This is a genomic window from Roseovarius sp. CAU 1744 (assembly GCF_039839345.1).
Taxonomy (GTDB): Bacteria; Pseudomonadota; Alphaproteobacteria; order Rhodobacterales; family Rhodobacteraceae; genus Roseovarius.
This window is the reverse complement of sequence record NZ_JBDOQV010000005.1, coordinates 205169-221377: the sequence shown is the minus strand read 5'-3', so window position 1 is coordinate 221377 and position 16209 is coordinate 205169. Positions and strand designations below refer to the sequence as shown.

Genomic DNA, 16209 nt, shown 5'->3' with positions numbered 1-16209 from the left:
CATGCCGCTCAGCTATAAATCCCGCCGGCGGTGGTCGCTTTTCATCCTGCTGATCGGATTGCCGGTCTATATCGTGGTGGCGGTCAGCGTGGTGAACATGCTGGACCGTCCGCCTATCTGGGCGGAACTGCTGGTCTATATCGGGCTGGGGTTTCTCTGGGCGCTGCCATTCAGGTTCATCTTCAAGGGTGTCGGGCAAGCCGACCCCCAGGAGAATGGCGAAGACCGCAACGGCTGAACTTTGACGATACGGGGTTCGGCGTTGCGCGAAAGGTGTTGAAGGCACCCGCTTTGCCGCTCTTGCCCTGCACCAAAGCGGCAGTGTCTGCCGCTGCCGCGGTCGAAACCAATCACTAGAGCGTTTGATACTTGGTCGTGATCCGGCTGCCGGCTGCCTTGGCGGGCTCGGCGACTGATGATCGTCCGGCCTTCGATGTTTGAGGCGTTGACTCACGAGTGGTGAACGGTTAAACAAACATTTGTTAGGTTAATAGTGAACACGGGAAACGAATGCGATGAAATCCGCCTTGCGAAGGTCAAACAACCGCAATGACATGCTGCTTGATGCCGCGGCCGAGCTGTTTGCCACGCAGGGGTTCCGCAACACGACGATGCGCGATATCGCCAAGAAATCCGGGATGCTGCCCGGGTCGATCTACTATCACTATCCTTCCAAGGAAGATCTTCTTCTTGCCGTCTACGAATCCGGCGTCGCGCAGATCGTCGAGGCCTTGGAAACGGCCATCGCACAAGCCGAAGACCCCTGGGAGCGCCTTGGCCTTGCGATTTCTACCCATATCGAGGCGATTACCCGCGACAGCCATTACATGCGCGTGATCAATCGCGTGTTGCCCGAACAGGTTCCCAATCACAGGGATATGCTGACCGATTTGCGCGGGAAGTACGAAAGATGCCTTCAGGCGCTTATCGAAGACCTGCCCGTAGCCCCGTCGGTTGACCGGAAACTGCTGAGGCTGATGGTTCTCGGGGCGGTAAACCATACGCAGTTCTGGTTTGATTCCGCCGGTCCGCTGACACCGGCTGAGGTCGGCCAGGCCTTTACCAGATTCCTGATCGAACCGGTTGGTTCGGACCAGGCTACAGCGAGATCTTCACGAAAGGAGGGCAGCAATGCAAGCTGAACAGCTACGTGTGCTGGTGACAAAGATCGGTTTTGATGGCCATGATCGCGGCAGCCGTGTCGTGGCGGCCTATCTGCGCGACGCCGGGATGGAGGTGATCTATACGCCGCCCTGGCAGGAGGTGGCCGCGGTCGTTGCACTGGCGATGCAGGAGGATGTCGATGTCATCGGCATTTCCAGCCTCGCGACCGATCATCTGATCATTCCCGAGCTGATGGACGCGCTGCGAGAGGCCGGTCTGGGGCATGTCACCGTCATCGTCGGCGGCATCGTCCCGGAAACCGAGATCCGGACGCTCAGCGAGGCGGGCGTCGCCCGGGTGTTCGGTCCGGGGGCATCCCGTGAGGACATTGTCGAGCAGGTCACCGCACTGGGCTCCGAGAGCCGGAAATCAAAACTTTCATCGGATGAGTTCGCAATATGACCCAGGTTCAGTTCAAGACACCCAATGATCCGCAAGAACAGCTGATGCTGCCCGGCTTTGACGAAGCACAGGCGGACTGGCGCCGCGACTATGACGGGCAAATCGGCAAAGATCGCCGGATCACCAACCGTTCGGGCATCGAGATCGCGCCCATTTATACGCCGCAGGACTGGAACGCGGACCGTCATATGGCCGATCTCGGGTTTCCGGGGCAGGCGCCGTATACGCGCGGCATCTATCCGACGATGCACCGGGGCAGAACCTGGAGCCAGCGACAGCTGATCGGGCTGGGAACACCGGCTGATTACAACAAGCGCGTGCGCAACATTCTTGAGCTTGGCGCGTCCGCGATCAGCCTGTTGCCGTGCAATTCCGGGTTCCGCGGGATCGATTGCGACGAGTCGCCGCTGGCACTGCTTGGCACCTGCGGCACGGTGGTCAATACCGTGGATCACATGGATCAGGCGCTGGACCAGGTACCCCTGGATGAAATCTCGACCGCGATGAACGACCCGTCGCCGTTCACGCTGTTTGCATTCCTTCTGGGGGTGGCGAAACGGCGCGGAATCCCCTGGACCAAGATCACCGGCACGTCGAACCAGTCGGACTATATCTCGCATTACGTGGCCAATCACATGTTCTACCGGTTGTCGCAGCCCGGATCGCGGCGGGTGCTTGTCGATCATGTCGCGTTCTGCCGCGCGAATGTGCCGAACTGGAACCCGGTTTCCGTGGTCGGCCAGCACATGCAGCAGGCCGGCGCGACCCCTGCCGAAACCATGGGTTTCGCCCTGTCGACGGCGATCCAATATGCCGAAGACTGCATGGCCAGGGGGATGGACCCAGATACGATCCTGCCGCGCTTTACGTTCTTCTTCGACATCTCGATTTCCTTTTTCGAGGAAGTGGCGAAATTCAGGGCTGGCCGTCGCATCTGGGCGCGTATCGCCAAGGAGAGGCTGGGCGCCAAGGATCCGCGTTCGTGGCGGTTCAAGTTCCACGGCCAGACATCGGGCGTTGACCTGACCGCGCAGCAGCCGCTCAACAACATCGCGCGTGTCGCCGTGCAGGCGACGGCCGGTATTTTCTCGGGCCTGCAATCGATGCATACCGATGCCTATGACGAGGCGATCAGCTGCCCGACCGAGGAAGCCGCCCGGATTGCCGTGGCAACCCAGAACATCCTGCGCGAAGAGGCGCATCTGTGCGATGTGATCGACCCCCTGGGCGGGTCGTATTATGTCGAGACCCTGACCAATCAGATGGAAGAGGATATTCTGAAGGTCATGGATCAGATCGACGCCGCTGGCGGGATGTACGAAGCGGTCGGCTCGGGTCTGGTGCAGACCATGATCGGCCAATCCGCACTTGCCGCGCAGGAAAAGATCGAGGACGGCACGGAAAAGATCGTCGGGGTCAATTGCTATCGCGAAGATGACGGCACTGTCGAACAGCCGCTGCCCTACCGGCCCGATGCCGGCGCGATGAAAGCCCATGTCAAGGCCTTCAGGAAATTCAAGCGAGAGCGCAGCCAACAGGAGGTCGACACGGCAATCTCCGAACTGCGCCGTGCATCCGACAATGAAGAGATCAACGTCTTTGAGAAAGTTGTCGATGCAGCCAGCGTCGGTGTCACCCACGGCGAAATCATCTCGACGCTGCGCGAAGAGCTCGGGTTCGGCCATCCGCTGATGGTGGCCTGACCGGATGCGCGGCGAGGCGATGGAAATGCCCAAGGTGTCGGCCTTTCAACGTCTTCTTGACGGCGATGTGGCGGCGTTGGCGCGGGCGATATCGCTCCTTGAAACGGGCGGGCCGGTTGGGGACGCTTTGGCTGACCGGCTGCGCGACCATGTGGGCTCGGCCGGAGTGGTGGCGTTCACCGGCCCACCGGGCGCGGGCAAGTCGACCCTGATCAATGCCTATGTAAGTGAACTGCGTCAGCGCGGCGAAAGCGTTGCCGTTCTGGCTGTCGATCCATCGAGCCCGCTTTCGGGGGGCGCGGTCCTGGGGGATCGTACCCGCATGGGAGAGCATAGCGCCGATGCCCGTGTGTTCATCCGTTCGGTCGCATCGCGTGGCCACCTTGGTGGGTTGGCGTTGTCGATCCCCGCAATCGTTGACGCGGTTGATGCCGCGGGCTGGTCGAACATCGTGCTGGAAACCGTCGGGGCAGGGCAGTCCGAAACCGAGATCGCTGAAATCGCGGACGTGAATATCGTGCTGAACGCACCGGGTCTGGGTGATGATGTTCAGGCGATCAAGGCCGGTATCCTGGAGATTGCGGACATTCTTGTCGTGAACAAATGCGACCTGCCGCTTGCGGATCGCACCATCCGCCAGCTCAAGGCGATGCTGCAGCTGCGCCGGGCCGAGGGGCGCAATGTGCCCATCCTGCCCACATCGGCGGAGCGCGGCGAAGGGATCGGGGCGCTGGCGGATGCAATCGCGGCCAAGATGGATGGCGCCAGGACCTGGATGGCCGATGCCGGCACGTCCCGGCGACTGCCCGGCCTGCTGCGCCTCCGGGCCGAGGCCGCGTTTCACCAGCAGCTCCATGCCCTTCCCGAAAGCGACATGGAATCGATCGTGGCCAAAATGACGATGGAAGGGCTGTCCGTGGAAAGCGCGACCAATATGCTTACCGCCAGGGCGGTTGCAGCAGGCCTTCACCGGCCCTTGCTGTCGGCTGTCGCGAACAGCGAGCGTGACCACTGGCATTGCGGGTTCTGAAACGGCCGTTGGTTACGCGCGGTCGCCAGCAACAGACATTGCCAGATCAGTCAGCATCGCCGCCGTTTCCTCGATCTGAAGCGGCAGTGACCGCGCCGTAATCGAATACCCCTCGAAAAACGGGACGAGCAATGATTTGAGCTTGTCGCGGCTGGCCTCGTCGATGTCCTGCTGAAACGCGAAGTCGATCATTACGTCCGAGAAGGTGCGGTAATATGCCATCAGGCACGCGTCGATCACCGCGTTTCTGCTGGAGATTGCCCAGATCTCCCGGAAGGCGCGACACATGTCCGAGATTTCCAGGCCGTGGGAAAGACCCGATAGAACCAGGAAATGGACCCGTTCGCGTGTTGTCCTGACCTCGCTCTCCTGGGTCAGGCGCACAAGGCTTGCGGTGCAGTCTTCGAAATACCGCCCAACCATGGCGGTCAGGATGTCGTCTCGGGACTTGAAGTAATATTGCACATTGCTGAGCCGCATCCCCGCGCAATCCGCAATCTTGCGCAGGGTCAGCCCGGCATCACCCGTTTCGATCAGCAGCTTCAATGCGCAATCAAGGATGAGCGTTTCCTTCGGAGATGGGGATTGATCGTTAATTGCCTGTTCCTCTTCGGTTTTTCGCATCTTGGCGGGTCTTCGGCCGCCGTTTCGCCAACAGCAATCATCATAGGGGCTTGACGGAATTGGTCAAGCGACCTAATTGTTGGTCAAGTGACCAAAACAAGATGAAGGACGCCACTTTGATAGACGCGCTGCGCACCCCGGACTCTCGTTTCGAAGGAATGTCAGAATATCCCTTTGCCTCCCATTACGTCGAAGATCTACAAGGCTATGAAGGGCTTCGCGGTCATTACGTCGACGAGGGCGATCCAGACGCTGACGAGGTTTTCCTGCTGCTGCACGGCGAACCCAGCTGGAGCTATCTCTATCGCAAGATGATCCCGGTTTTTGCCGATGCCGGCGCGCGGGTGATTGCCCCCGACTGGCTGGGATTCGGCAAATCCGACAAACCCGTCGATGACGGGGTCTATTCCTTCGACTTCCACCGCAACTACATGCTGGCGCTGATCAAGCGGCTTGATCTGCAGAACATCACCCTGGTGGTGCAGGACTGGGGCGGCGTGCTGGGCCTGACCTTGCCGATGGAGATGCCCGACCGGTTCAAGCGTTTGCTGATCATGAATACCGGTCTGATGGCCGGACCGGTCAACAGCCCCGCCTTCGATGCCTGGAAGGCCGATATCGATTCCAGCCCGGACGTGCCGATCCCGTTCATCATGCAAAAGAACGAACCGGTGATATCGGACGCCGAGGCCCTGGCCTACGAAGCACCCTTCCCGGATCAGCGCTACAAGGCAGGCGTCCGCAGGTTTCCCCACCTGATCGCGACGACTGCGGATGCGCCCGGTGTCGCAATCTCACAGCGCGCGGCACAGTTCTGGTCACACGACTGGGCGGGCGAAAGCTTCATGGCCATCGGCATGAAAGACAAGATGCTGGGCCCGGAGGTGATGAACTTCATGCGGACCGTCATCAAGGGCTGCCCAGAGCCGCTGGAAATCCCCGAGGGCGGGCATTTCGTGCAGGAATCCGGTGGTGCGCTGATTGCCGAGAAAGCGTTGGCGCATTTCGGCCTGACCAAAGGCTGAGTTCGGAAATAACCCGTCCATTTCGAAACCAAAACCCAAGGAAATCAACATGCAATCCGAAATTCTTGTCATCGGTGCCACCGGCAAGACCGGTAGACGTGTCGCCAAACGGCTCGCTGCCCGCGGCGTGCCGGTGCGGCCGGGCACGCGGCGCAGCGCCATCCCGTTTGACTGGGAAAGTCCCGAAACCTGGGGCGCGTCCCTCAAGGACATCAAGACGGCCTATGTCGCCTATTCGCCTGACCTCGCGGTGCCCTCCGCCCACGGTGTCATCGCGGCCTTTGTCGCGGCTGCGGAGCAGGCGGGCCTGCGCCGTGTCGTCCTGCTGTCCGAGCGCAACGAAGCGCGCGCGCAGGCCTGTGAAAAGCTGCTCATGGACTCCTCGCTGGACTGGACGATCCTACGGCCAAGCTGGTTCATGCAGAATTTCAGCGAAGGCGGCTTTCTTGAGAATGTCCTGGCGGGCGAGGTATCCGCCCCCGATTCAGGCGCGCCGGAGCCCTGGGTCGACCTCGATGATGTTGCCGATGTCGCGGTGGCGGCCCTGTTGGAAGATGGCCACACAGGCCAGGTCTATGAGATCACCGGTTCCGACCTGCTGACCTGGGACGAAGCCGTGGCCCGGATTGCAGCTGTCACGGGACGGGATGTGAGTTACCGGACGGCAACGCCGCAAGAGTTCGAAAACACGCTCGTCGCCGCAGGCTTTGCCAAGTCGGACGCCGAAACCGTCGCCACGCTTGTCGCCGAAATCCTCGATGGCAAGAATGCAAGCACCTCGGATGGCCTGCAGCGCGCCCTTGGACGACAGCCGAGATCCTTCGCGCAATTTGCCGGGGACGCCCACGCGCAGGGCTGCTGGCAGTAAGGTGAAAAGGTTGTGGGACGGGTGCGTCCCGCATCCGGTCCGTGCCGGGGCGAAACAGGCCAGCGCGTCACGCGGGCGGTGTCAGTCAGACCCCGATATACCGTTCGACGATCGAATGGTCCTGTCTCAGGGTTTCGGCATCCACCACCGCGCCGCCCTGGCCGTTTTCGATGAACGCGACCCGGTCCGCAACCGCAATCACCGCGTCGACGCGCTGTTCCACCAGCAATACGGCCACCCCTTGCGCGCGCATCCTGACGATCACCTGCCGGATCGCCTCGATCATCGAGGGTTGCAGCCCTTCGGTCGGCTCATCCAGCAACAGCGCCTTGGGCCGCAGGCAGAGCGCCCGCGCGGTGGCCAGCATCTGCTGTTCCCCGCCCGAGAGGGTCTCGGCCCGCTGGCGGAAGCGTTCGCGCAGGCGCGGGAACAGCTCCAGCACCTCGTCCAGCGTGTCCTGACCGTGGTTGCGGGCGCGCAGCCCGATCTCGAGATTCTGCGCCACGCTGAGCCCGGTGAACAGCCGCCGCCCCTGCGGCACATAGCCGATCCCGGCGCGCGGTACCTGGTGGGCGGGCAATGCGCCCACGTCCAGCCCGTCCAGCGTGATCCGGCCCGACATCAGTGGCAGCAGGCCCATGATCGTCTGCATCACCGTGGTCTTGCCCGCGCCGTTGCGGCCCAGAAGACAGAGGATTTCGCCGCTGTTCACGGTCAGCGACAGATCCCGCAGGATCTGTGCGCGGCCATAGCCCGAGTTGATCCGCTCCAGCACCAGCATCAGCCCGTCCCCAGATAGGCGGCCTGCACGCCCCTGTCGGCGCGGATTTCATCTGGTGTGCCTTCGGCCAGCACTTCTCCGAAATTCAGCACCGTGACCCGGTCGGCGGTTTCCATGACCACGCTCATGTTGTGTTCGATCAGCAGGATCGTGGTGTCGCCGGCCAGTTCGCGCACCAGCTGTTTGAAATTGCCGATCTCGCTGTCGGTCAGGCCCTGTGTCGGTTCGTCCAGGATCAGCAGTCGCGGGCGCTGCACCAGGCCCATCGCGATCTCCAACAGCCGCTGGTGGCCATAGGACAGATCGCCCGCCTCGTGATCCTTCAGCGCCAGCAGGCCGACACGGTCCAGCGCCTGCGCGGTGGCCTCGGCGACCTCGGCGCCCGTGAGGCGGCGGCGCGCGGCAAGGGCCACGTTTTCCCCGGCCGGCAGGCGTTCGAACACCGAGGTGATCTGGAAAGTGTAGGCTATGCCGCGCAGGATGCGTTTATGGGCGGGCAGGGCGGTCACATCTGCGCCGTCGAAATGCACCTGTCCCGAGGAGGGCGGGATGCGGCCGCTGATCATTCCCACCAGCGTCGTCTTGCCCGCGCCATTGGGGCCGATCAGCGCGCGCACCTGCCCGCGCGGCACCTCGATGCAGACATCCCGGGTGGCCTGAAGCCCGCCGAAATTCTTCGACAGGTCGCGGGTGGACAAGAGGCTCATGGCAGCCACCGCCAGAGGCGGTTGCGCAGCTCTCCGATCAGGCCCTGGGGTGCAAACAACGTCAGCAGCACCAGCACCACGCCAGCGATCAGCATGTAGGCGGTGGTGATGCCGGAACTGAGATCGATCAGGTAGAACATGAAAAGCGTGCCCACGAAGGGCCCCAGCACCGTGCCCGCGCCGCCCAGCAACACCCACAAGAGCGGAAAGATCGAGTATTGCACCGAGGCGAAGCTGGCCCCGGCATAGCCGAACAGCAGGCCATAACCCGCCCCTGCCGCGGCCGAGATCGTGCCCGAGATGACCATCGCCGCCAGCTTGAGCGCAAAGGTGTCATAGCCCAGCATCCGCACCCGCTCCTCGTTCTCGCGGATGGCCACCAGGGCCTTGCCGAAGGGCGCACGCACCAGCCAGAGCGAGGCCAGCAGGCTGGCGGCGAAAAGGGCAAGCGCCGCGAAATAGCGGTTGGTCGGGTCCGAAAGGTCGATGCCCCAAAGCATCCGCTGCGCCTGCTGGATCACGAAACCCTCGTCGCCACGGGTGAACTCTCCGAAATAGAGCACGGTCAGGTAGCCGGCCTGCGCAAACATCAGCGTGACGATCATGAAGGCCACGCCGGTGGTGCGCAGCGCGAGCAGCGCCAGCGCCAGGGATACGAGGGCCCCCGCCGCCACCCCGGCCAGCAGCGCGGGCGCGACCGACAGGCCCAGATGCTGGATGCCCAGCCCCATCCCGTACATGCCCGCGGCGAAGAACAGCGCATGGCCGAGGCTGAGAAGGCCGGTATAGCCGAACAGGATGTTGTAGCCGATGGCGTAGCTGGCCAGCACCATGATCCGCGCCAGGTTGCCGTGGTGATAGGCGGGCAGGATGAATTGCAGCGCAAACAGCATCAGCAGAACCGCGCCATGCAGCGCAATGACCTTCGCCCCGGCACTCATGCGCCGCGTTTCCCAGCCAGTCCTTCGGGGCGGAAGACCAGCACCAATCCGACCAGCAGCGTCGCCAGTATCTTGGCCAGCGTGGGCGAGAAGAAGACCGATATGATGCCGTCGCTCAGCCCGATCAGGACGGCGGCAAGGACCGTGCCCGGCAGGCTGCCCAGCCCGCCGATGATGACCACGATGAAGCTGAGCAGCAGCGGATCGGCCCCCATCAGGTAATGCGCCTGCTGGATCGGCACGATCAACACCGCCGCCAGGGCCGCCAGCGCCGCGCCCATGCCGAAGACCAGCGCATAGACCCTTTCGACCGGGATGCCGAAGGCCAGCGCCATGTCGCGGTCGGCCTGGGTGGCGCGCATCACCAGCCCGATGCGGGTGCGTTTCATCAGCAGCCAGACGCCCAGCAACACGGTGATGGCCGCGCCGATCACCGCCAGCTTGTAGGTGGTGGTGCCCAGCCCCCAGGGCCAGATCATCCGCCAGCCGTTTTCTCCATTCTCGATCCAGGGGATCGCGAGGCGGGTGTTGAACGGCGCTTCGACCGGGCGCGCATCGGGGCCATAGCTCATCAGTGCCAGTTGCTGGATGATGTAGAGCAGCCCGATCGTGGCGACGATGGTGCGCTCTGGGTCGTAGTTCACGCGCTTGAGAATGGTCATGTCGGCGGCCACGGCGATGGCACCGACCAGCAGCGGCGCGACGATCAGCGCGGCGGCGAAACCGATCGCCGGATGGCCGCCCAGGCTATGGGCGATGAACCAGGCGATGACCGCGCCCAGCATGAAGAACTCGCCATGCGCGATATTGACCACCCGCATCACCCCAAAGACCAGTGACAGCCCCACGGCGGTCAGCGCCAGCACGGCGGCGGTCACGGCGCCTTCGAGCGAGGCGAGGATGAGATAGGGACCCAGTTCCATTGCGTCCTACGCTGCCCTGACGCCTTGCCGGGGGCAAGCGCGGAACGCCGCGAAAGCGGATTTTGTTTGCCGGCGTGTCAGATGGGTGCGTTTGTGCGTCTCGCTATGCCTTGGAGGGCGCCTCGAGCGCGATCCGGCGGGCCAGTGCCGCAAGCACGGCAAGGGCAATCCCGCCAACGGCCACGTACCAGCCCAGCACGGCCTGAAGATCGGCATAAGGCAACGTGCCCGAGGCGGGGGTGGACAGCGAGGCCAGGTACAATGAGCCGGCAAAGAGCAACCGCGCGCAGAAGCTGCGCAGCGAGAGATAGGTGGCGCGGCTGTCATCGTCCAAGAGCGGCTGCGTGCGCGCCAGAATGAAGGGCTGCGAGAGGGAGTCCGGCACCATGCGGAAAAACAGCAGGGCAATCGCCGCCAGAGAGTTCGTCAGTGCCAGCACGCCGACCAGCGTGATCTGCATCGCGAAGGCCAGCAGCAGGATCGCGGGCAAGCCGATGGCGCGGCGCAGGTTCAGCGCGGCCAGCGATGTGGCGACCGAAAACAGCATCATCACCGCCGAGGTCGCGCCGCTGACGATAGGGGCTTCTGCGGCCAGTCCGACATCGTTCAGCGCCTCGAGGATGAAGGGCTGTCCGAAGACGAATGGCAGGTGGCTGAACCCGTACATCAACATGCTGAGCAGGAAGAGCCAGCTGAGTACCGGCTGGGTCAGTGCCGGCCTGAGCGAGGCCAGTCGTACCAGTTCGGATCCCTGCGGGCCGGTTTCGGGCCGGTGGGGCGGTTCGCCGAACTTCAGGCAGACGGCCACGACGCCCACCGCCGCAAGCGCGCTGGCCAGAAACGGCAGGACCGCGTCAACATATGACATCATGCCGCCCAGTACCGCCGAGAGCGCAAGACCGATGAAGCCGAACCGCCATGCCCGCAGCTCCTGCGTCTCGGTCTCGTCCTGGCGGCCTTCGGAAACGAGGGATTCGAACAGCAGCGCGCTGTCCGTCCCGGAATTGAACGCGGTGCTGGCGCCAAGGAACACCTGCGCCAGGGCAAATATGGCAAACCCGTCGCCGAAACTCAGCAAAGTCACGCCGATCAGTGTGGCGATACCCGAGACGATCAGGGTGAACCGCCGCCCGATCCGGTCTGACAGATAGCCCGACGGCACCTCGAGCGCGGTGGTGCCGATGTCGTAGATCGCGTAGAGCACGATCGCCTCGGCGGCGGACAGCCGCGCCTGGAAGAAAAGAAACCAGATCGCCTGCCAGAAGAGAAGGTTTCGGCCAAACTGGTACCAAGGATAGAGCGCGATGTTGCGGGCGGTTCCGGTTGTGGCACGGGACGGGGTCATGCGGCGTGTCCTTGGCGGGCATCCGCCCTGTCATCGCCTATCAGTGTGGGATCGCCCGGCGCCCGTCAATCCTTGCTGCGCAGGGGCGAGCGGTTGACGACCAGTATTGTCAGCAGCGGCAGCGCCACGGTCAGGGCCGAGACCGTCAGCAGCAGCCAGCCGAGTTCGCTGTAATCGGCCGTGACCTGCACCGCGCCGGTCACCGGGTCGCGCACCTCGCGCGCGACCTCGTAGACCTGGTTGAGATATTTGGTCAGCAGGGCGCTGCCCGACAGTGCAAGGTTGGTGAACGATGCCATGACCGCAAAGAAGGTGGCCTTCAGATGCGACGGCGCGGTCCGCGCGATCCAGGCCAGCATCGGGATCACCGCGACCTGGCCCAGGGGCGATTCGACCGCGGTATCGAGAATGGCGATGAAACGGGCATCGACGATCCCGCCGGTCAGGTCCGAGGTCCAGTGATGCACGCCGTAATAGAGCCCGATATTGGGCAGGGTCAGCGCGCCCGCCACCAGTGTCAGCATCACCACCAGCCAGGTGATCGAGCGGTTGGCCATCATCGGCCGCAGGATGACCATCCCGGCCAGCGTCAGCAGCGAGACGATCAGCGACAGCACGGACAGGAACCGCTGGTCGAAACCCAGGATGTCGATCTCGAACCAGGTCTGGCCCGGGCCGGGCAGGGGGACGGCGCGAAAGAAGAACAGGATCAGCGCCGTGCCGACAAGTGTGCGCGCCTGCGCCGGGCTGAGCACAGCCAGCAGCTGCCGCATCAGCAGAACGACGATGGCCATGGACCCCGCAAAGATGATTTCCTGCCCGTAGGCGATGTTCGACAACCCCACGCCCAGCGTCAGCGCGACGAACCCCGCGCCGCCGACGAAATACCAGTAATTCGGGGTTGTTTCCTCATCCGGGCGGTGCAGCGCGGCGATATCCTGCGCCGGCACGCCCTGCGCCCGCAAACGCCGGCGCTGCGCGTATTTCTGCAGCCCCGCCAGCACGACCCCTGACACCGAGAGCACCGGGATGACCAAGGCCATCAGGTAGATGCGCGCATAGGTTTCGGTCTTGTCCGCCTCGGTCATGGTCTGGATATCGGCGAACATGTAGATGTTCATCGCGGCAACCACGACCGTGCCGCCGATCAGGGCGAACCGGCCCAGCGTCTGCATGGTGACATGCATGGCCTTGGCCTGCTCCTCGGGGATCGGCTGGCCCGCGTCGTCGACCTTCGGCACCGCTTCGACCGACATCGCATCGGCCACCGCATCCTGGATGACCGCGCCGCAGGGCATCAGCAGGAACGAGGTGACATACCAGCTGCTGACCGGCATGATCGCCTGCATCATCTGCGGCTGCGTGATCACCAGATACATGGTCAGGAAACTTGCCGCGAACAGCGCCGCGCCCAGCCAGACCATCAGCCATTTCCATTTCCAGATGATGTCGACCAGATGCCCAAGCGGCATCTTCAGCGCCCAGGGCAGCCCGGCCCAGAACGCCAGCCCGGCCAGGTAGGCGGCAGAGAGATCCAGGTAATCCTTGACGAAGAACGTGCCGACGATCCCGGTCAGCGTGGCCACGCCGTAGGAGAAATAGATCATGATCGGCGGCACGAACGACCAGCGCAGCTGGCGCGCCAGATCGAACACGATGGCGTCGATCCCGCGGGAAAGGGCCCTGAACGCGTTCATCGCGCGCCGATCACAGGATATCCAGCACGTTTTCCGGCGGTCGCCCGATGGCGGCGCGGCCCTCCTTGAACACGATGGGCCGCTCGATAAGGGCCGGGTTTGCGGCCAGCGCCGCGATCAGCGTCTTGTCGTCATCGGATTTGCCAAGGCCCAGCTCCCGGAACAGTTTTTCGCCGGTGCGCGTGATATCGATCGCTCGCAGTCCCAGCTGGGCGAGCGCGGCCTGCAATTCCTCGGCGCTGGGGGCGTCATGCAGATAGGTCCGAATGGTGATCTTTTCGCCCTGTTCCTCCAGCAGCTTGAGCGTTTGCCGGGATTTCGAACAACGGGGATTGTGCCAGATGGTGGTCATAGCCATTCCTGTCTTTTTGAGCCGATTGCCTGGGAGATATCGGTAAATCCGTCGGCGTCAAGCAGCGGCTCCAGCCCGCGGGCGATGTCGGCTGCCAACGAAAGGCCGTTATAGACCAGCGCCGAGTAGAGTTGAACGGCGCTGGCGCCGGCGCAGATCTTTGCATAGGCGTCGCGGGCCGTGCTGATGCCGCCGACCCCGATCAGCGGTATCTTGCCGCCGGTCAGATCTGACAGCTGTGCCAGAACGCGGGTGGATTTTTCGAATAGAGGTGCGCCCGAGAGGCCGCCGGGCTCGTCCCTGTGCGGGCTGCTGAGCCCGTCGCGCGAGAGCGTGGTATTGGTGGCGATAATGCCATCAAGCTTGCAGGATTGGGCGACCTCGGCAATGTCGCCAAGCTCCTGCGTGGTGAGGTCGGGCGCGATCTTTAGGAATACCGGCACCGGGCGCTGCAGCCAGTTGCGCGCCTCGATCACGCCCCTTAGCAGCGCGTCTAGGGCTTCGGCGCCTTGCAGCTCGCGCAGCTTTTCGGTGTTGGGGCTGGAGACATTGACCGTGGCGAAATCGAGGTGGCGGCCGCAATGCGCCAGGACGCGGGCAAAATCCTCGGCGCGGTCATCGCTGTCCTTGTTGGCCCCGAGGTTGAGACCGATGACGGCTGTCCTTGGCCGTTTGGCAAGGCGGCGGAGCGCGGCCTCCATCCCATCGTTGTTGAAACCGAAGCGGTTGATGACCGCGCGGTCTTCGGACAGGCGGAAGAGGCGCGGGCGCGGGTTGCCCGACTGGGCGCGCGGGGTGATGGCACCCACCTCGATGAACCCGAATCCGGCGCGGCTGAGCGGACCCAGGGCGGTGGCATTCTTGTCGAATCCGGCGGCCAGGCCCACCGGGTTGGGCAGGGCAAGGCCGGCAAGATCGGTGCGCAGCCTTGGTGAACTGACAGGGCCGGGCAGGGGCACCAGCCCGGCGCGCAGCGCCCTGACGGCCAGCCCATGCGCCGTTTCGGGGTCAAGTCGATGCAGCGCCGCAAGGCCCAGACGCTCGAGAACCGTCATGTCAGGCCCGGCGGAAGCTGAGGCTGACCGTCCCGGAGCGGCAGCGGCTGTGCCCATGCGACATCGGCAAGCCGCAAGTTGCGGTAGAGATGCGGAAACAGCGCGCCGCCACGCGCAGGTTCCCATTTCAGCGCGTCGCCCAACCGGTCCGTTTCGACCGCCAGCAACATCAGGTCGGCTTTGCCGGGGAAATGTTTCGCAAGCGTCTCCGGTGCCTGTTCCGCTGTCGAGAAATGCACGTAGCCATCGGCCAGATCGACAGGAGCGCCGGCGGTTTCCTTTTTCGCTTTCAGCTCGGCCCATTCGGAAGGGCGGAAAATCTTGTAGATCAGCATGGATGCGTGATGCCCCGCGCCCGGCGGGCGGTCAAGCGCGAAGCAACCCGGTGCCGCCGAATTGAGTGCGCTGGCGCGCACAAGAGGTTCTCTCGTCGTTGCCCTCCGGGCGCCTCCTCGGGGCGCGGGGCGAAGGTGACGCACCAGTCTGGCGAGATGCTGGCGGCTGAGCCGTCTTCGGGCCGCTGCCTCAGCTTTCAAACGGCAGGCGGGTGATGTCGAACCCCTGTTTCTCCAGCAGGTTCAGCAGCCCGTATTCGCCCGGCAGGTGGGCAGCGCCGACCGCCAGGAACACGTTCTGGCCGGTCGCTTCATGCATCAGAACATCCAGCCAGCCGGTGTTGCGCTTGATCAGCAGCTGCCGCTCGAAGAGGTCGAAATCGGCCTCGGCGGTCGGCCCGCCGTATTTGAGCGAGATGAGCCGCGAAAACTCCCATATCAGCGCAACCTCCTGCGCGAGGTAGCGTTGGCGCAGCGTATAGGCCAGATCGTCCGCGTCCCCCGACCAAGAGAACATCAGGCGGATCATGTCCAGCTGTTCCTCTTGCGGGAAACTGTCGAACAGTGTGAGCAGTTGCCTGAAATCTTCCAGCGAGCGGCTGTCATTGCCGATTTCGCTGGCGTAGTTGCCGATCTGCGTGTCGATACCGTTGTCGCTTGTCAGGCTGCTGCGGGCCTCGCAAGGTCCGATGCCGAGCATCATCGCCGCCCAGAAGGGTTTGAACTTCGCCGCCATGAAGACGGGAATGGAGCGGGCGCGCATTTCCTCAGTAAGGCGCTGCCAATCCTCCTCGCCCAGCAGGTCCGGCAGGGTGGGGCCCCGCGTGATGAACATGATCGAAGGGTCGTCCGCAAGGTCGCGTTGCAGCCGGTCCTGATCGCCGTTGGACACTTCGAGATAGATCGCATCCGCAGCATCGAGCAGCGGCTTGAGCGCGGCCAGGTGGGCGGCGGTGCGGGCATGTTCGAAATGGTAGGTGCCAAACAGCGTGAGCGTGGTGTCGCCCCGCGTGGCGCGCCACATGAGCCCGTCCGGGTAAGGCGTAGCCGCAACGCGCGCATCAAGCGATGCGCGTTCGGTGTCGGACAGGTCTTGGATCAGATCCGAGCCGCCACATTCGGCGATGGCGGCAGCGGGAAGGAAAAGGCATAGGCCAAGGGCAAGGACACGTAACAACATGGCGCAACACTACGCACCCGCGGGAAGAGGGCAAGGGCAAAGCCGCGTCTGCCACGTTGTAAATTCGGTCAAAAATT

The 16209-nt window shown here is 63.5% G+C and carries 18 protein-coding genes; 7 read left to right on the top strand and 11 right to left on the bottom strand.

What is annotated here, in order from left to right:
- The first annotated feature begins 1 nt into the window (after window position 1).
- The 5 genes from AAFO92_RS11975 (at window position 2) to meaB (ending at window position 4299) form a co-directional block, all read left to right on the top strand.
- Entirely contained in the window at window positions 2–238 is a 237-nt protein-coding gene (locus AAFO92_RS11975) for a DUF2842 domain-containing protein (protein ID WP_347535359.1), read from the top strand.
- A 277-nt stretch (window positions 239–515) separates the two neighbouring features.
- Window positions 516–1142: a TetR/AcrR family transcriptional regulator gene (locus tag AAFO92_RS11970; protein ID WP_347535357.1), complete on the top strand. Its 627-nt coding sequence runs from the start codon at window positions 516–518 to the stop codon at window positions 1140–1142.
- Window positions 1132–1566, top strand: a complete 435-nt coding sequence (locus tag AAFO92_RS11965; protein ID WP_347535355.1) for a cobalamin-dependent protein — start codon at window positions 1132–1134, stop codon at window positions 1564–1566. The genes AAFO92_RS11970 and AAFO92_RS11965 overlap by 11 nt, the downstream gene beginning before the upstream one ends.
- Entirely contained in the window at window positions 1563–3269 is a 1707-nt protein-coding gene (locus tag AAFO92_RS11960) for an acyl-CoA mutase large subunit family protein (protein ID WP_347535353.1), read from the top strand. The genes AAFO92_RS11965 and AAFO92_RS11960 overlap by 4 nt, the downstream gene beginning before the upstream one ends.
- Before the next feature lie 4 nt (window positions 3270–3273).
- Window positions 3274–4299 (top strand): methylmalonyl Co-A mutase-associated GTPase MeaB, encoded by a 1026-nt coding sequence (gene meaB / locus AAFO92_RS11955; protein WP_347535351.1) that lies wholly within the window; start codon window positions 3274–3276, stop codon window positions 4297–4299.
- A 12-nt stretch (window positions 4300–4311) separates the two neighbouring features.
- Here the strand turns inward: meaB and AAFO92_RS11950 are convergent, their stop codons facing one another.
- Window positions 4312–4923, bottom strand: coding sequence for a TetR/AcrR family transcriptional regulator (locus AAFO92_RS11950; RefSeq protein ID WP_347535349.1), 612 nt, complete (start codon window positions 4921–4923; stop codon window positions 4312–4314).
- 101 nt (window positions 4924–5024) lie between these two features.
- Between AAFO92_RS11950 and AAFO92_RS11945 the strand changes: the two genes are divergently transcribed.
- Both AAFO92_RS11945 and AAFO92_RS11940 read left to right on the top strand, forming a co-directional pair.
- Window positions 5025–5948, top strand: a complete 924-nt coding sequence (locus tag AAFO92_RS11945) for a haloalkane dehalogenase (RefSeq protein ID WP_347535347.1) — start codon at window positions 5025–5027, stop codon at window positions 5946–5948.
- 49 nt (window positions 5949–5997) lie between these two features.
- Window positions 5998–6816 carry an NAD(P)H-binding protein gene (locus AAFO92_RS11940; protein WP_347535345.1) on the top strand — a complete coding sequence of 273 codons (819 nt, stop codon included), beginning with the start codon at window positions 5998–6000 and terminating at the stop codon, window positions 6814–6816.
- Window positions 6817–6901: 85 nt separating this feature from the next.
- Here the strand turns inward: AAFO92_RS11940 and AAFO92_RS11935 are convergent, their stop codons facing one another.
- The 10 genes from AAFO92_RS11935 to AAFO92_RS11890 form a co-directional block, all read right to left on the bottom strand.
- A complete protein-coding gene (locus AAFO92_RS11935) occupies window positions 6902–7597 on the bottom strand; it encodes an ABC transporter ATP-binding protein (RefSeq protein ID WP_347535343.1) in 696 nt (231 codons plus the stop codon).
- Window positions 7597–8304 carry an ABC transporter ATP-binding protein gene (locus AAFO92_RS11930; RefSeq protein WP_347535341.1) on the bottom strand — a complete coding sequence of 236 codons (708 nt, stop codon included), beginning with the start codon at window positions 8302–8304 and terminating at the stop codon, window positions 7597–7599. The genes AAFO92_RS11935 and AAFO92_RS11930 overlap by 1 nt, the downstream gene beginning before the upstream one ends.
- Window positions 8301–9245 carry a branched-chain amino acid ABC transporter permease gene (locus AAFO92_RS11925; RefSeq protein ID WP_347535339.1) on the bottom strand — a complete coding sequence of 315 codons (945 nt, stop codon included), beginning with the start codon at window positions 9243–9245 and terminating at the stop codon, window positions 8301–8303. The genes AAFO92_RS11930 and AAFO92_RS11925 overlap by 4 nt, the downstream gene beginning before the upstream one ends.
- Window positions 9242–10168, bottom strand: coding sequence for a branched-chain amino acid ABC transporter permease (locus AAFO92_RS11920; RefSeq protein WP_347535337.1), 927 nt, complete (start codon window positions 10166–10168; stop codon window positions 9242–9244). The genes AAFO92_RS11925 and AAFO92_RS11920 overlap by 4 nt, the downstream gene beginning before the upstream one ends.
- Window positions 10169–10271: 103 nt before the next feature.
- Window positions 10272–11513, bottom strand: a complete 1242-nt coding sequence (locus AAFO92_RS11915; protein ID WP_347535335.1) for an MFS transporter — start codon at window positions 11511–11513, stop codon at window positions 10272–10274.
- Window positions 11514–11578: 65 nt separating this feature from the next.
- Window positions 11579–13210, bottom strand: coding sequence for a hypothetical protein (locus AAFO92_RS11910; protein WP_347535332.1), 1632 nt, complete (start codon window positions 13208–13210; stop codon window positions 11579–11581).
- Between the two features lie 10 nt (window positions 13211–13220).
- Window positions 13221–13562 (bottom strand): arsenate reductase (glutaredoxin), encoded by a 342-nt coding sequence (arsC, locus tag AAFO92_RS11905; RefSeq protein WP_347535330.1) that lies wholly within the window; start codon window positions 13560–13562, stop codon window positions 13221–13223.
- Complete coding sequence (locus AAFO92_RS11900) at window positions 13559–14617, bottom strand: quinone-dependent dihydroorotate dehydrogenase (RefSeq protein WP_347535328.1); 1059 nt, start codon at window positions 14615–14617, stop codon at window positions 13559–13561. The genes arsC and AAFO92_RS11900 overlap by 4 nt, the downstream gene beginning before the upstream one ends.
- Entirely contained in the window at window positions 14614–14952 is a 339-nt protein-coding gene (locus tag AAFO92_RS11895) for a DUF952 domain-containing protein (RefSeq protein WP_347535675.1), read from the bottom strand. Before AAFO92_RS11895 ends, AAFO92_RS11900 begins: the two co-directional genes overlap by 4 nt.
- Before the next feature lie 190 nt (window positions 14953–15142).
- Window positions 15143–16132 (bottom strand): TraB/GumN family protein, encoded by a 990-nt coding sequence (locus tag AAFO92_RS11890; protein ID WP_347535326.1) that lies wholly within the window; start codon window positions 16130–16132, stop codon window positions 15143–15145.
- Window positions 16133–16209: the final 77 nt, after the last annotated feature.

What these genes read in the sequence shown, in the direction of transcription:
- AAFO92_RS11930 (WP_347535341.1), bottom strand. Translation starts at nt 8,304, where the DNA reads ATGAGCCTCTTGTCCACCCGCGACCTGTCGAAGAATTTCGGCGGGCTT.
- AAFO92_RS11950 (WP_347535349.1), bottom strand. Translation starts at nt 4,923, where the DNA reads ATGCGAAAAACCGAAGAGGAACAGGCAATTAACGATCAATCCCCATCT.
- arsC (WP_347535330.1), bottom strand. Translation starts at nt 13,562, where the DNA reads ATGACCACCATCTGGCACAATCCCCGTTGTTCGAAATCCCGGCAAACG.
- AAFO92_RS11925 (WP_347535339.1), bottom strand. Translation starts at nt 9,245, where the DNA reads ATGAGTGCCGGGGCGAAGGTCATTGCGCTGCATGGCGCGGTTCTGCTG.
- AAFO92_RS11940 (WP_347535345.1), top strand. Translation starts at nt 5,998, where the DNA reads ATGCAATCCGAAATTCTTGTCATCGGTGCCACCGGCAAGACCGGTAGA.
- meaB (WP_347535351.1), top strand. Translation starts at nt 3,274, where the DNA reads ATGCGCGGCGAGGCGATGGAAATGCCCAAGGTGTCGGCCTTTCAACGT.
- AAFO92_RS11965 (WP_347535355.1), top strand. Translation starts at nt 1,132, where the DNA reads ATGCAAGCTGAACAGCTACGTGTGCTGGTGACAAAGATCGGTTTTGAT.
- AAFO92_RS11910 (WP_347535332.1), bottom strand. Translation starts at nt 13,210, where the DNA reads ATGAACGCGTTCAGGGCCCTTTCCCGCGGGATCGACGCCATCGTGTTC.
- AAFO92_RS11975 (WP_347535359.1), top strand. Translation starts at nt 2, where the DNA reads ATGCCGCTCAGCTATAAATCCCGCCGGCGGTGGTCGCTTTTCATCCTG.
- AAFO92_RS11935 (WP_347535343.1), bottom strand. Translation starts at nt 7,597, where the DNA reads ATGCTGGTGCTGGAGCGGATCAACTCGGGCTATGGCCGCGCACAGATC.
- AAFO92_RS11900 (WP_347535328.1), bottom strand. Translation starts at nt 14,617, where the DNA reads ATGACGGTTCTCGAGCGTCTGGGCCTTGCGGCGCTGCATCGACTTGAC.
- AAFO92_RS11945 (WP_347535347.1), top strand. Translation starts at nt 5,025, where the DNA reads ATGAAGGACGCCACTTTGATAGACGCGCTGCGCACCCCGGACTCTCGT.
- AAFO92_RS11960 (WP_347535353.1), top strand. Translation starts at nt 1,563, where the DNA reads ATGACCCAGGTTCAGTTCAAGACACCCAATGATCCGCAAGAACAGCTG.
- AAFO92_RS11895 (WP_347535675.1), bottom strand. Translation starts at nt 14,952, where the DNA reads ATGCTGATCTACAAGATTTTCCGCCCTTCCGAATGGGCCGAGCTGAAA.
- AAFO92_RS11915 (WP_347535335.1), bottom strand. Translation starts at nt 11,513, where the DNA reads ATGACCCCGTCCCGTGCCACAACCGGAACCGCCCGCAACATCGCGCTC.
- AAFO92_RS11890 (WP_347535326.1), bottom strand. Translation starts at nt 16,132, where the DNA reads ATGTTGTTACGTGTCCTTGCCCTTGGCCTATGCCTTTTCCTTCCCGCT.
- AAFO92_RS11970 (WP_347535357.1), top strand. Translation starts at nt 516, where the DNA reads ATGAAATCCGCCTTGCGAAGGTCAAACAACCGCAATGACATGCTGCTT.
- AAFO92_RS11920 (WP_347535337.1), bottom strand. Translation starts at nt 10,168, where the DNA reads ATGGAACTGGGTCCCTATCTCATCCTCGCCTCGCTCGAAGGCGCCGTG.